This is a genomic window from Pseudomonas oryzihabitans (assembly GCF_014522265.1).
Lineage (GTDB): Bacteria > Pseudomonadota > Gammaproteobacteria > Pseudomonadales > Pseudomonadaceae > Chryseomonas > Chryseomonas aestiva.
This window is the reverse complement of record NZ_CP017024.1, coordinates 2,179,139-2,192,673: the sequence shown is the minus strand read 5'-3', so window position 1 is coordinate 2,192,673 and position 13,535 is coordinate 2,179,139. Positions and strand designations below refer to the sequence as shown.

Annotated in this window: 11 protein-coding genes and 1 other RNA gene; 4 read left to right on the top strand and 8 right to left on the bottom strand. The window is 68.0% G+C overall.

Annotation, left to right across the window (positions count from 1 at the left end):
• Positions 1–55: 55 nt before the first annotated feature.
• Positions 56–733 carry a deoxyribose-phosphate aldolase gene (deoC, locus tag BGI51_RS10115; RefSeq protein ID WP_187981022.1) on the bottom strand — a complete coding sequence of 226 codons (678 nt, stop codon included), beginning with the start codon at positions 731–733 and terminating at the stop codon, positions 56–58.
• Between the two features lie 94 nt (positions 734–827).
• Here deoC and deoR point away from each other — a divergent pair, with 94 nt between their 5' ends.
• Entirely contained in the window at positions 828–1,592 is a 765-nt protein-coding gene (deoR, locus tag BGI51_RS10110; RefSeq protein ID WP_187981021.1) for a DNA-binding transcriptional repressor DeoR, read from the top strand.
• Here deoR and BGI51_RS10105 read toward each other — a convergent pair.
• The 4 genes from BGI51_RS10105 to BGI51_RS10090 form a co-directional block, all read right to left on the bottom strand.
• Complete coding sequence (locus BGI51_RS10105) at positions 1,585–2,670, bottom strand: aldose 1-epimerase family protein (RefSeq protein ID WP_187981020.1); 1,086 nt, start codon at positions 2,668–2,670, stop codon at positions 1,585–1,587. The genes deoR and BGI51_RS10105 overlap by 8 nt on opposite strands.
• Positions 2,671–2,683: 13 nt before the next feature.
• On the bottom strand, positions 2,684–4,015 hold the full coding sequence (fucP, locus tag BGI51_RS10100) for an L-fucose:H+ symporter permease (RefSeq protein WP_187981019.1): 1,332 nt from the start codon (positions 4,013–4,015) through the stop codon (positions 2,684–2,686).
• 47 nt (positions 4,016–4,062) lie between these two features.
• Positions 4,063–4,989 carry a ribokinase gene (gene rbsK / locus BGI51_RS10095; RefSeq protein WP_187981018.1) on the bottom strand — a complete coding sequence of 309 codons (927 nt, stop codon included), beginning with the start codon at positions 4,987–4,989 and terminating at the stop codon, positions 4,063–4,065.
• A 238-nt stretch (positions 4,990–5,227) separates the two neighbouring features.
• Positions 5,228–6,553: a DUF3100 domain-containing protein gene (locus tag BGI51_RS10090; RefSeq protein ID WP_059316366.1), complete on the bottom strand. Its 1,326-nt coding sequence runs from the start codon at positions 6,551–6,553 to the stop codon at positions 5,228–5,230.
• Between the two features lie 124 nt (positions 6,554–6,677).
• On the opposite strand from BGI51_RS10090, the gene BGI51_RS10085 reads away from it, so the two are divergent.
• Positions 6,678–6,753: non-coding RNA, sX9 sRNA (locus tag BGI51_RS10085), on the top strand.
• Positions 6,754–7,026: 273 nt separating this feature from the next.
• On the top strand, positions 7,027–7,929 hold the full coding sequence (locus tag BGI51_RS10080; RefSeq protein ID WP_187981017.1) for a LysR family transcriptional regulator: 903 nt from the start codon (positions 7,027–7,029) through the stop codon (positions 7,927–7,929).
• A 27-nt stretch (positions 7,930–7,956) separates the two neighbouring features.
• Here the strand turns inward: BGI51_RS10080 and BGI51_RS10075 are convergent, their stop codons facing one another.
• From BGI51_RS10075 to BGI51_RS10065, 3 genes are read right to left on the bottom strand one after another with little or no spacing between them, the layout of a single operon-like run.
• Positions 7,957–9,111: a M20 aminoacylase family protein gene (locus tag BGI51_RS10075; protein ID WP_133862299.1), complete on the bottom strand. Its 1,155-nt coding sequence runs from the start codon at positions 9,109–9,111 to the stop codon at positions 7,957–7,959.
• Positions 9,112–9,114: 3 nt separating this feature from the next.
• Entirely contained in the window at positions 9,115–10,632 is a 1,518-nt protein-coding gene (locus BGI51_RS10070) for an aldehyde dehydrogenase family protein (protein WP_173147203.1), read from the bottom strand.
• 2 nt (positions 10,633–10,634) lie between these two features.
• Positions 10,635–11,606, bottom strand: a complete 972-nt coding sequence (locus tag BGI51_RS10065) for an NAD(P)-dependent oxidoreductase (RefSeq protein WP_273862791.1) — start codon at positions 11,604–11,606, stop codon at positions 10,635–10,637.
• A gap of 261 nt (positions 11,607–11,867) precedes the next feature.
• On the opposite strand from BGI51_RS10065, the gene urtA reads away from it, so the two are divergent.
• Complete coding sequence (urtA, locus tag BGI51_RS10060; protein ID WP_187981015.1) at positions 11,868–13,142, top strand: urea ABC transporter substrate-binding protein; 1,275 nt, start codon at positions 11,868–11,870, stop codon at positions 13,140–13,142.
• The last annotated feature ends 393 nt before the right edge of the window (positions 13,143–13,535 follow it).

Below are 13,535 nucleotides of genomic sequence, written 5' to 3'. Positions count from 1 at the left end.
CCAGGCGGCATCGTTGGGCTTCGCTGCGCTCAACCCAACCTACAGGCGTCCTGCTCTAATACCCCGCCCCACCCTCGCCGCCGCTGACGATGGCCACGCCGGAACTGGTCCCCAGGCGGGTCGCGCCGGCGTCCAGCATGGCCTGGGCGGTGACGCGATCGCGCACGCCACCGGAGGCCTTGACGCCCATCTCCGGACCCACCTCCTCGCGCATCAGGCGGATATCCTCCAGGGTCGCGCCGCCGTGGCCGAAACCGGTCGAGGTCTTGACGAAGGCGACCCCGAGGTCGCGACAGATCCGGCAGGCCTGGCGCTTCTGGGGCTCGTCGAGCAGACCGGTCTCCAAGATCACCTTGAGCGGTACCGCACCGCAGGCGGCCTGGACCGCGGCGATGTCGGCGGAGACCTCGTCCAGCAGGCCATCCTTGAGCCAGCCGATGTTGAGCACCATGTCGATCTCCCCCGCCCCGGCGGCGATGGCCTGCTCGGCTTCGAAGGCCTTGGCCGCGCTCAGCCCGGCGCCGAGCGGAAAGCCCACCACCGCGCAGACCTTGACCGCACTGCCGGCCAGTTGCGCCGCGGCGTGGGGGACCTGGGCGGAATTCACGCACACCGAGTAGAAGCCATGGGTACGCGCCTCCTGGCACAGGCGCTCGATCTGGGCGCGGCGGGCATCGGCGGCGAGCAGGGTGTGGTCGATGGTCTTGGCGAGTTCGCCGGGTTCAAGCTGCATGGGGCCTCCTCAGGCACGGGTAGCGTATGATCGGATCAGAATTCTTGGTTGGTGCGGCCTGCACCTCTAGTCGGACTCCCGTAGCGCACCCCTCATGGATAGCAAGAAAGCCGCTCGGCTCAAGCTGATGCACCAGGCGCTGCAGGATCAGCACGCCATTCACCTGCGCGAGATGGCCCAGCTGCTGGGTGTCTCGGAAATGACGCTGAGACGCGACCTGCGGCTCCCGCCGGACGGCCTGCGTCTGCTCGGCGGTCACGTCACCCGCGATGTCGGCGGCAGCGAGGCGCCCGGCTACCAGGTGGTGGAACAGGACCTGCGCCAGGTCGAGGAAAAGCGCCGCATCGGTCGGCTGGCCGCGGCGCAGATCCGCGCCGGCGACACCGTCTTCCTCGATTGCGGGACCACCACGCCCTTCGTGGTGGACTTCATTCCCGATGACCTGGAATTCACCGCCGTCTGCCACTCGCTCAATGTGCTGCTCAAGCTGCAGCAGAAGGTCAACTGCACCCTGGTGGTGTGCGGCGGGACCTTCCAGCGCAAGAACCAGATCTTCGAGAGTCGCCTGGAGACCGGGGTGCTCGACGGCGTGCGCCTCACCCACGCCTTCGTCTCGGCGGCCGGGGTGAGCGAGGACTTCGGCGTCACCTGCTTCAACTTCAACGAGGTCGAGGTCAAGCAGAAGGTCCTGCGCCAGGCCCAGCAGCGGCTGCTGCTGGTCGACCATACCAAGTTCGACGTGGTGCGCGCCGCGCATTTCGCGGCGCTCGACGACTTCGACGGGGTGGTCAGCGACGGGCGCATTCCGCGCAGCTATCGCGAGCGGATCGAGGCGAACGGCGCGCAACTGCTTACCTGATCCGCGCCGGGTCGGCCAGGCGCGCCAACAGCGCCTCGCGCTCGGCGGCGGCGAGATAGCCGGTACGCACGCTGAAGGCGCGCCGTTCACCCGGCTGCAGCTGTTGCACCTGGCCCTTGGCGGTCTCGGCCAGATAGCCCTCCGGCTCACAGGTCGCCGGCAGCACGAAGGCCGCCACCTGCTGATCGGGGTTGTGCAGCACCCAGCGCGTGGCATGGGGCAAGGCCGCCGGGCGATAGGCCGTGTAGAAGGCGGCGCCGTCCGGATGCTCCAGCAGGAAGTGCGCTTCCCCCGCCGCGTCGGTGCCCGGGGCATCGATGAAGCTGACGATTTCCGGCTGGTAGCGCGCGGGCGCATCCAGCACCCGCAGCCGCTCCGAATCTTCCGCCAGCTCGGCGATGAAGGCCTGCCAGTCGGCGGTCGGCCGCACATGGGCCGGCACGCTGGTACGCACCCGGGTGCGGGCCACGCCGAGCGGCTCATGGAAGCGGCCGCCAGGTACGTAGGCGTAGTTCATGTGCGCCATGTACATCAGGTCCATGGGCTGGCCGGCCTGGTTTTCCACTTCCAGGCCCAGCTCGAACACGGCGCTGTCCGGTCTCAGGGTCACCCTGGGCTGGGCGCGATAGCGATCGCCAAAGCCCATGGCGTAGTCATGGCGACCGCCCAGGCGCAGGAAGTCACCCTCAGCGTCCCGGCCCAGCTCCAGCCAGGCCTCGTCCAGCGGCGCGCAGGGCAGTTCGCCGTGCAGCTCGTGGCTGTCCTCCGGCGCCGGGCAGCCGTTGCGCAGCACCCCGGCGTGGAACATGAAGCAGCCATAGGTCTCGATGATCCGCCGGGTTGGCCGCGGCTGGTCGAACAATCCGGGCATGGTCAGGCGGCAGCCGTCGAAGCTGGCGTCCCAGACCATCTGCCCCTGGTAGGGCAGTACGATCAGCCGGCCACGGCGATTCTCCAGCGCCAGGGCGCGCACCCCGGAGGGATAGGTCCAGGCGCGCACCTGGAAGGCGTCGCTGGCGAGCAGGGTACGCTCGCACGCGGTGAATTGCTCAGGCTGCAGGGGCAGGCGTACGGACATGGCGGTGCCCTCCTCAGGCGGTCTGGGCGGCGCCCACCGGCAGCCGCTCGCTGGCCGGATGACGCAGGCAATAGAGGGCGTAGGCGACGATCACCGTGAAGCACAGCAGCGGCACCGAATAGGCCAGCTGCATGTTGCCGCCGGTGTAGTCCGACAGCAGGCCCTGGAAGATCGGGATCACCCCGCCGCCGACGATGCTCATCACCAGCAGCGAGCCGCCGAATTCGGTGTCGCGGCCGATGCCGTCGACGGTCAGGCCATAGATGGTCGGCCAGCAGGGGCCGAGGAAGATGCTCACGCCCACGGCGGCGTACACCGCGGTGATGTTGGGCACCAGGATGGTGTAGGCCAGCAGGGCGATGCACAGCACCCCGTAGACGCCCAGCACCTTGGCCGGATGCCAGCGACGCATCAGCAGGTTGGCGATCAGCTTGCCGACGAAATAAGCGGCGAAGGTGGTGAGCAGGAACCAGGAGGCGCTGCGCTCGTTCATGCCGCCGAGCTGCATGGCCAGGCGGATGGTGAAGCTCCAGACGCCGACCTGGGCGCCGACATAGAGGAACTGCGCCAGCACGCCAAAGACGAAGCGCGGATTGCGCCGCAGCCGCCCGAGGCTGGCGGCGATACCGTCGCTTTCGCTGCGCACGGCATCGTTGCCCTTGCAGGCCGGATAGCGGGTGCAGGCGATCAGCACGAAGATCAGCACCAGCACGCCGATCATCCACTGGTAGGGCGTCAGGGTGGCCTGGATCATCTGCAGCTGCTGGGCGGCGGCCTCAGCGGGATTCATCTGCAGCAGCTGCGCCTGGCTGGCGTCGCCGTCCTTGAACATCACGAAGCTGCCCACGTAGACGCCGGTCATGGCGCCGAAGGGGTGGAAGGTCTGGGAGATGTTCAGCCGGCGGGTGCCGGTCTCGCGCGGCCCGAGCAGGGTCGAATAGGTGTTGCAGGCGGTCTCCAGGAAGGACAGCCCGGCGGCGATCACGAACAGCGCCAGCAGGAACATGCCGTACTTGGCCATGGAGGCGGCCGGAAAGAACAGTAGGCAGCCGACCATGTAGAGGAACAGGCCGAAGAGGATGGTCGTCTTGTAGCTGAAGCGCCGCACCATCAGCGCGGCCGGCAGGGCCAGGAAGAAATAGCCGAGGTAGAAGGCCGACTGGACGAAGGCGGTCTGGAAGTCACTGAGCAGGAAGGCCTTCTTGAAGTGGGCGATGAGCACGTCGTTCATGCTCGCCGCGGCGGCCCAGAGCGCGAAGATGCAGCACAGCAGGATGAAGGCGAACCACGGCGTGCGGTTCAGGTAGTAGCCGTCGGCGCTGGGCCGCAGGGATGACTGGCTCATTGTTGTTCTCCGTAGGGGTGCCAGGGTGAGGGATTGCCGACCTTGCGTCAGAGATCCAGGGACGCGAGGTAGTCTTCGAAGACCGCGGCCTCGGGATAGGAGGTCTGGGTGCCGCGCCCGGTGACCGACAGTGCCGAATAGGCCACGGCCCGCTGCATGGCGTCCCGCAGGCCGAGGCCCTGGACGCGGCCATGGGCGAAGCAGCCGATGAAGGCATCGCCGGCGCCGGTGGTGTCGATGGCCGCCACCGGCTGGCCGGGAAGGCTGAATTCGCCCTCCTCGCCCACGTACAGCGCGCCCGCGGCGCCCAGGGTGACCACCACGTGGCGGATGCCGCGACCGGCCAGCACCCGCGCGGCGGCGAAGGCGCTCTCGCGATCCTGCACGGGCAGACCGCTGACCAGGGCCAGTTCGGTCTCGTTGGGGACGAAGTAATCCAGCCGGGCGAGGTGCGTGGCGCTCAGGTCGGCCACTGCCGGCGCCGGATTGAGCAGCACGGGGATGCCCAGGCGCTGGCCGCAGTCGATGGCCGCGTAGACCGTCTCCAGGGCGATTTCCAGCTGCAGCACGATCAGCGCGCAATCGCGCAGATCGGCTTCCGCGGCCTGGATGTCCGCCGGGCCGAGGGCGGCGTTGGCGCCCTTCACGATGAGGATGCTGTTGTGCGAGTCGGGCTGGACGAAGATCGGCGCCACCCCGCTGGAGCGACCCGGCGCACGGGTCGCGTGACGGGTGTCGATACCGAAGCGGCGGAAGTTGGCCAGGGTGTTGTCGGCGAAGAGGTCGTCGCCGACCTTGGTCACCATCAGCACCTCGCTGCCCAGCTTGGCCGCGGCGACCGCCTGGTTGGCGCCCTTGCCGCCACAGCCGAGGGCGAAGTCCGGCGCCTCCAGCGTCTCGCCCTGCACGGGCAGTCGCTCGATGTAGGTGATGAGATCGACCATGTTGCTGCCGATGACCGCGATTTTGCCCATGCCGAGCGCGCCTCCGTTTTTCTTGATGTTATTAAATTAACGGTTTTTGTTAATTTTCCATCATAGATACTGCAACTCGGGGCGCAGCTCAAGCGCCGGTGATCGCCCACGGACGACACCGGGCCGCCAGGACTCAAGGCTGGGAGCTGCGACACGAAATGCGGGAAGCGCAGAGATCAAGCGGCGGAGCGATACGGCAGCGGGAAGCGGCGCACCGGGGACCCGGTGCGCGCGAGGATCAGTGAAACACTTCGGCGATGAAGGCCGCGCCGATGAAGGTGCCGAAGCTGGCGATCAGCGAAACCACCACGATGCGCCAGCCGAGGCGACGGAAGGCCGGGATATCCTTGGCGATGGACAGGCCGGCGAAGGCCAGCATGGGGGTGATCAGCGCCATGATGCCGACCGCGTTGTGGGCGGCGGTGATCTGCGGCGCCAGCGGGCACCAGGGCGAGGTCAGGAACATGGCCACCAGCGATACCCAGCACACCGCCGGCACCTTGCGGCGGAACAGCTGGCAGAGCAGTTCACCGACGAAGGCCGCCAGGATCATCACCGCGACGCCTAGGAAAGCAGCCGGTGGCAGGGTCTTGCTCATCACCAGGGTCGCCAGCAGCGCCAGGGCACCCGAGGCCAGCCAGGCGCTGAAGCGTGCCGACCAGCCAAGTTCCACGGGTTCGTCCACCACGGCGGCATCCACCGAACTCTGCTGGAAGGAAGCCTTGGTGGTACGGCCGATGCGCGGCTCCATCACCCGGTAGCCCCAGACCGCCAGCGGCAGGGAGATGAACAGGGTGAAGTAGGTGCCCAGGGTCAGGGTGATGAGGTTGGCAGCGGCGGCCAGGGCCATGACCTCCTTGGCCACCTCGGCGGTCTGCTGGGCGGCGATGGCACCGGCCGCGGCGGCCATGATGCTGCCCGAGCCCAGGCCGGCGCCCATGGCCAGGGAATAGGGGTGGAAGATGTTCAGGCTGGCGATGAAACCGGCGACGATGGCCATGAACACCGCGCCGAACAGGGTGCCGGTCAGGTACTCGGCGAGCACGCCGCGACCTTCCGGGGAGTCCATGCCATAGCGTTCGCTGATGATCGCCAGGCTCGGTTCACGCCCCACCGAGAAGGTGGCACCGATGGCCTCGCGCTTGATGCCCAGCAGCAGGGCCACCGGCAGGCCGAGCAGGATGGTGCCGACGAAATGCCCCAGCTCCTGGAAGGCCAGTGCCCAGCCGGCGGCGATCACCGTGGGCAGCGAGCCACCCACCACCAGGCCGAGCTTGGCGATGAACACCAGCAAGGCGTATTGCAGGATGGCCGCCGAGCGCACCTGGGCGCCGCGGTCGATACCCAGCCCCAGCGGCATGCGCTTGCCGACCTGCCCCACCGCCGCACCCAGCAAGAGCGCCCAGATCATCGGCAGCAGCACCACCTTGCCCGGCCCCAGCGGTATGGTGAGGGAGCCGATCAGCTCGGCGATCAGCAGCACCAGTGCTGCCCAGATGTAGAGTCTGACGGTATTGCTGACGGCTCGGTCCTGGCCCACGGCCAGCGTCGGATTGGCGCTCATTCTTCCCCTGCGGCCCGCTCGCGGGCTCGGTTGTTGGTCTGGTTGGCAGTCGCGAGCGACTCAGAGCGACCAACAAAACTACTGCGCGTCCGCCAGACACGTGCGTGCAGTGCTCGGAATCCTCATGTACCGCTCGTACACTCCGGTTCCTGCGCGCCGCGCGCACCCGCCTGACAACCGCTCGCTACGTTTTGTTAGCCGCTCTTAGGCCCGCTGGGCAGAAAAGGGCTCCGCTAGGGAGCAGGACCCGGTCGTTCTGGAGGCCTGGTCGAGGTCGCACGCCTGGCGTGCCGAAGGGAGGAAGCCCGACGCGGACAGGGTCTCGCCTGGGACTTCTCGCCGTTCCGGAGCTCTGCGTCGCGGGCCTTGGCCAGGCCGGGGCGGCCGTGGTCTTGGCCCGAGTATGGACAGCGGCCTGTTCTCTCTCCAATACTGGAAATGGCCTTTTCCGTTGCCTTTAAGAGAACACACGGATGCGTGGAATTCACGAACAACGCTTGCATTATTTCGTCGAGGCGGTGCGCCTGGGCAGCGTGCGCGCCGCGGCTGACGCCCTGGATATCGCCCCTTCCGCGGTCAGCCGGCAGATCGCCCAGGTCGAGGCGGAGCTGGGTGTCGACCTCATCGAGCGCCACCGCCGTGGCATCACCCCAACCGAGGCCGGACGTCTGGTGCTGGACTATTTCCGCCAGCGCCAGACCCAGCTCGACGGCCTGAGAGACGCTATCTCCGATCTCCAGGGCCTGCGCACCGGCCGCGTGGTGCTGGCCATCGGCGAGGGCTTCATCGGCGACCTCTCGCGCAGCCTGGGCGACTTTTCCGCGCGGCATCCGGAGATCGAGGTCAGGGTCAATGTGGTGGGCACCAACGAGGTGATTCGCCAGGTAATGGAAGACGAGGCGCAACTGGGGCTGGTGTTCAATCCGCCGCGCGATCCGCACCTGCGCGTACATGGCAGCCGCGAGCAGCCGCTGTATGCCATGGTGGCGCCCGAGCATCCGCTGGCCGCGACACAGGGCCCCGTGACCTTGGCAGCGCTGGGCGAGCATCGCCTGGCGCTGCCGGATATCTCCTACGGCATCCGCCAGATGCTCGACGCCGTGGAGCAGGCCGCAGGCCAGCGCCTGGCGCCAACCCTGACCTGCAACACCTTCGCCCTGCTCAAGCACTACGCCCAGCAGGGCGGCGTGACCCTGCTGCCGCTGTTCGCCGCCACCCAGGAACTGGACAGCGGCGCCTTGCGCGCCCTGCCCCTGGCCGATCCGGGTTTCGCCCGCGCCCACGTCGAACTGGTCACCCGCCTGGGGCGCAAGCTCAGTCGCGCCGCGGACGAGTTGCGCACGGCCATGGTGCAGCAGATGACCGCCTTTCGCTGAGCGTCGGCGGCGCTCGCTGCAAGAGACTTAGACCGGCAACTCCTGGCGCACCAGCTCGGCCCACAGCCGTACGGCCGGCTCGATGATGGCGTCGTTGAAGTCATAGGCCGGGTTGTGCAGCGGTGCCGAGGGCTGGGCGCCGTCGACGCCCAGCCAGAGATAGGCCCCCGGGCGCGCCGCCAGCATGAAGGCGAAGTCCTCGGAGGCCATGGACGGCGGTACGCCATCGCTGACCCGCTCGGCGCCAAAGGCGGTCACCGCCGCCTGACGTACTCGCGCCGCCTGCTCGGGATGGTTCTGGGTCACCGGATAGCCGCGGGTGAATTCCAGCTCGCCGCGCACCCCCTGGGCCAGCGGCGCCTGGGCGACGATCTCGCCGATCAGCCGCTCCACCTCGGCGCGCACCGCGCCATCCAGGCAGCGCACCGTGCCCCTGAGCCGCGCCACCTCGGGGATGACGTTGATGGCCTCCCCTGCCTCCAGCATGGTCACGCTGACCACCGCGGCGGCCAGCGGCGAGATCCGCCGGGCGACGATGGTCTGCAGCTGCAGGATCAGGTCCGCCGCGGCGACGATGGGATCACGCCCGCGCTCGGGCATGGCCGCATGGCAGCCCTTGCCGGTCAGGGTGATGGCGAAGGTGTCCAGCGAGGCCATCATGGCGCCCGGATTGACCACCACCTGCCCGGCTGGCAATCCCGGCCAGTTGTGCAGGCCGTAGAGGGCGTCCATGGGAAAGCGTTCGAACAGGCCGTCCTCGATCATCTTCTGGGCGCCGCCAAGATTCTCTTCGGCGGGCTGGAAGACGAAATAGAGGGTGCCGCGGAAATCGCGGTTTTCGCTCAGGTGGCGGGCGGTGGCCAGCAGGATGGCGGTGTGGCCGTCATGACCGCAGGCATGCATGCGCCCGGCGGCGGTGGAACGGTGGGGGACATCCCCCACCTCCTGCATCGGCAGGGCGTCCATGTCGGCGCGCAGACCCAGGCTGGGGCCCTCGCCGTGACGCAGCACCCCGACCACGCCGGTCCCACCGAGGCCACGATGGACCTCCAGGCCGAAGCCCTCCAGCAACTCGGCCACCCGCGCCGCGGTGCGGTGCTCGGCGAAACCCAGTTCCGGATGGGCGTGGAAATCGCGACGCCAGCTGCGGGCGTCGTCCAACAAGGCTTGATGGATGGTCATCTGTTACTCCAGGCTGGCGCCGTAGCCGAAGCCAGCGGCGGGCACCGCGGCGGTTTCCACCCAGACGCTCTTCACTTCGCTGTATTCGCGCAGGGCGTCGAGGCCGGAGGAGCGACCGTAGCCGCTCTCGCCGTAGCCGCCGAAGGGCGAGCTGACGTGGATGGTCTTGTAGCCGTTGACCCAGAAGGTACCGGCGCGCACGCCCCGGGCCACCCGGTGGGCGCGACCGACGTCGCGGGTCCAGACCGCCCCGGCCAGGCCGAAGCGGCTGTCGTTGGCGATACGGATGGCGTCGGCCTCGTCCTTGAACGGGATAGCCACCACCACTGGCCCGAAGATCTCTTCCTGGGCGCAACTCAGGCCGTTGTGACCGGCCAGCACCGTGGGATTGACGTAGTAGCCGGTTCCGGCGGGCAGCGGCTCGACGCCATTGGCGACATGCCGCGCGCCTTCACCCAGGGCGCCTTCCACCATGTTGCGCACATGGGCGAATTGCTTGGCGTTGTGGATCGGGCCGATCTGGGTCTCGGGATCGCTCGGATCTCCCACCTTGAACTGGCTGGCGGCGCGGGCCACCGCCTGGATGAAGCGCTCGTAGATGGATTCCTGCACCAGCAGCCGCGAACCCGAGACGCAACTCTGGCCGGCGCCGGAAAAGATCGCCGCCTGGGCGCCGCGTACGGCGAGGTCCAGGTCGGCGTCTTCGAAGACGATGTTAGCCGACTTGCCACCCAGCTCCAGCACCACCGGGATGCAGCGCTGGGCCGCGGCGGCGGCGATGTGCCGACCGGTGGCCGGCGAGCCGACAAAGACCACCTTGCGGATGTCGGCGTGGGCGATCACCTGCTGGCCAACGGTATGGCCCTGGCCGGCGAGCACGTTGACCAGGCCCTTTGGCGCACCGGCGCGTTCCACCAGCACGCCCAGCAGCAGCGAGGTCACCGGAGTCAGCTCGGAAGGCTTGAGGATCACCGCGTTGCCGGCGGTGATGGCCGGGGCGATCTGCCAGCCGCCGGTGAAGATCGGCGCATTCCAGGGGGTGATCTGCAGCACCGTACCCAGGGGTTCGTAGGTCACGTAGTTGAGGTGGCTGGTGGGCACCGGGATGACTTCGCCATGCAGCTTGTCGGCCCAGCCGGCGTAGTACTCGAACATCTCGGCGACCTTGAGCACCTCGACGCGGGCATCGCGGATCGGCTTGTTGGCGGTCAGCGATTCCAGCTGCGCCAGGGCCTCGGCCTCCTCGCGGATCAGCGCGCCGACGCGGTAGATGATGCGCCCGCGCGCCTGGGCGGTCAGGGCGCGCCATTCCTCGCGCGCCCGGCGGGCGGCGGTATCGGCGCGCTCGACCACGGCCAGGTCGGCATCGGGGTAGCTGTAGGCCGGGCTGTCGTCATGGGCGTTGCGCACGGTGATCCGCTCGCCGCTGCCATCGACGAAGGCGCCGTCCACAAAGCTTGCGACCTGCTGGCGGTCGCCCCAGAAGGGCTTGAGCAATTCCAGTGTCTTGGCGTTCATCATGATCATTCCCCCTTGCCGAACAGGTCTTCGCTGGTGCGTCGCGCGATGGCGCAGAAATCCTCGCCATCGGCCAGGGTCTCGGCGCTGGCCTTCCAGGCCTGGGCGGTGGCCGCGGCCAGCGGCAGGTCGAGGCCGAGTTCGGCGATGAGCTGCTGGGCCAGGCCCACGTCCTTGCGCATCAGGCCCATGGTGAAGCCGGAGTCATAGGCCTTGTTCAGCACCCAGGTAGGGAACATGCCCTGGCTGGCGGCGCTGCGCCCGGAACCGGCATTGATGCCTTCGAGCAGCTTCTCCGGGGCGACGCCGGCACGGGCAGCCATGGTCACCGCCTCGGCGGTGGTGATCAGGTGCGCCGCGGCGAGCAGGTTGTTGGCGATCTTGGCGATGTTGCCGGCGCCCACGGCACCGATGTGCACCCGGGTCGCGCTCATGGCTTCCAGCGCCGGCAGCGCCTTGGCCAGGGCCGCCTCGCTGCCGCCGATGACCATGGTCATGGTGCCGGCCGCGGCACCGGCGGGGCCGCCGGAGACCGGGGCATCGAGGAAATCGGCACCGACCTCGGCAAAGGCCGCCGCTACCCGGCGGCTGGTCTCCGGGGTGGAGGTGGTGGTGTCGACCACCACAGTGCCCGGCCGCACGCGGCTGACCAGGCCCGCCTCGCCCAGGCACACGGCCTCGACGTGCTCGGCCTTGGGCAGCGACAGCACGATGACGTCGCTGCTGGCGGCCAGGGCCGCCAGATCACCGGCGATGGCCACGCCCTGGGCAGCGACCCGCTCGCAGGCGGCGCTGGAGGGATCCAGCCCGGTGACGACAACGCCCTTGCGCGCCAGGGTGATCGCCATGTTGCCGCCCATGTTGCCGAGTCCGATGACCCCGACCTGCCTGCCCATGCCTTGTTCCTCTGCTTCGAATTGGCGGTGACCGACCCGGTGGCCGACCTCTTGTGATCGAGTATGGGAGGCCCCAGGCATCACCACCAATACGGCATTCGGACTTTCATGTTGCGCAAAAGGCAACGTCAGGCGGGAGCACCAGCATCGTGCAAAGGCGCGATTCGAGGGCACTGCTCGGCCCCAGGCTGGTGCAGGACAACTGGTCGCGTAGCCGCGGCTGGCGGCAAGGCGCCAGTCCCCATGCGCCTTGCCGACGCCTGGCACAGTTCCTGAAAAGGCGCCCTGGCTGGCCCGCAGTCCAGCCCAACAACAGCGCACGTTCGCTCAGGAGCCTTTCGCATGAAGCGCCGCCCCCTACTGAAGACCACCCTTGCCGCGTCCGCCCTGCTCATGAGCGGCCTGTTTCCCTGGAGTGCCGCCCACGCCGCGGACACCATCAAGGTCGGCATCCTGCATTCGCTGTCCGGCACCATGGCCATCTCCGAGACCTCGCTCAAGGACATGGCGCTGATGACCATCGACGAGATCAACGCCAAGGGCGGGGTACTGGGCAAGAAGCTGGAACCCGTGGTGGTGGACCCGGCCTCCAACTGGCCGCTGTTCGCCGAGAAGGCGCGCCAGCTGGTGACCCAGGACAAGGTCGCGGTCACCTTCGGCTGCTGGACCTCGGTCTCGCGCAAATCGGTGCTGCCGGTCTATGAAGAACTCAACGGCCTGCTGTTCTACCCGGTGCAGTACGAAGGCGAAGAGATGTCGCCCAACGTCTTCTACACCGGCGCGGCGCCGAACCAGCAGGCCATCCCGGCGGTGGAATACCTGATGAGCGAAGAAGGTGGCGGCGCCAAGCGCTTCTTCCTGCTGGGCACCGACTACGTCTATCCGCGTACCACCAACAAGATTCTCAGATCCTTCCTGCACAGCAAGGGCGTGCAGGACAAGGACATCGAAGAGGTCTACACCCCCTTCGGCCACAGCGATTACCAGACCATCGTCGCCAACATCAAGAAGTTCTCCGCCGGCGGCAAGACCGCGGTGGTCTCCACCATCAACGGCGACTCCAACGTGCCCTTCTACAAGGAACTGGGCAACCAGGGCCTGAAGGCCACCGACGTGCCGGTGGTGGCCTTCTCGGTGGGCGAGGAAGAACTGCGCGGCATCGACACCAAGCCGCTGGTGGGCCAGCTGGCCGCCTGGAACTACTTCGAGTCGCTGGATAACCCGGTGAACAAGAAATTCGTCGAGGCCTGGAAGGCCTATGCCAAGGCCAAGAACCTGCCCAACTACCAGACCGCCGTGACCAACGACCCCATGGAAGCCACCTATGTCGGCATCCACATGTGGGCCCAGGCGGTGGAAAAGGCCGGCAGCACCGACGTCGACAAGGTCCGCAAGGCCATGGCCGGCCAGACCTTCGCCGCACCGGACGGCTACACCGTGAAGATGGACGAGAAGAACCACCACCTGCACAAGCCGGTGATGATCGGCGAGGTCCAGGACGACGGTCAGTTCAACGTCGTCTGGCAGACCGAGGGCCCGGTCCGCGCCCAGCCCTGGAGCCCCTACATCCCCGGCAACGACAAGAAGTCCGACGAACCGGTGAAGAGCGGCAAGTAACGGCCAGCCCTCACCCTAGGCTTCGCTTCCCCCTCGGGGGAGCGAAGCCTGAAAGATGGCACCCCGCTCCTACCCCCTCTCCCCTGGGGAGAGGGTTGGGTTGAGAGCCAAAGCCGTGCCGAGGCCAATAGCTCTTCCCCCTCTCCCTCGGGGAGAGGGTTGGGTTGAGGGCCAAAGCCGTGCCGAGGCCAATAGCTCTTCCCCCCTCTCCCTCGGGGAGAGGATTGGGGTGAGGGCAAAAGGCGTTCCGCAGCCCACAGGAAACACCCGCACCACCACCGCTCCGCTCCTCCCCCTCTCCCTCTGGGAGAGGGCCGGGGTGAGGGCTCGCCAGCGCACCCGGCCACAATGCCCGGTGCCCGGCACCAGAAACGAGGCCACGCCCGCCCTCCC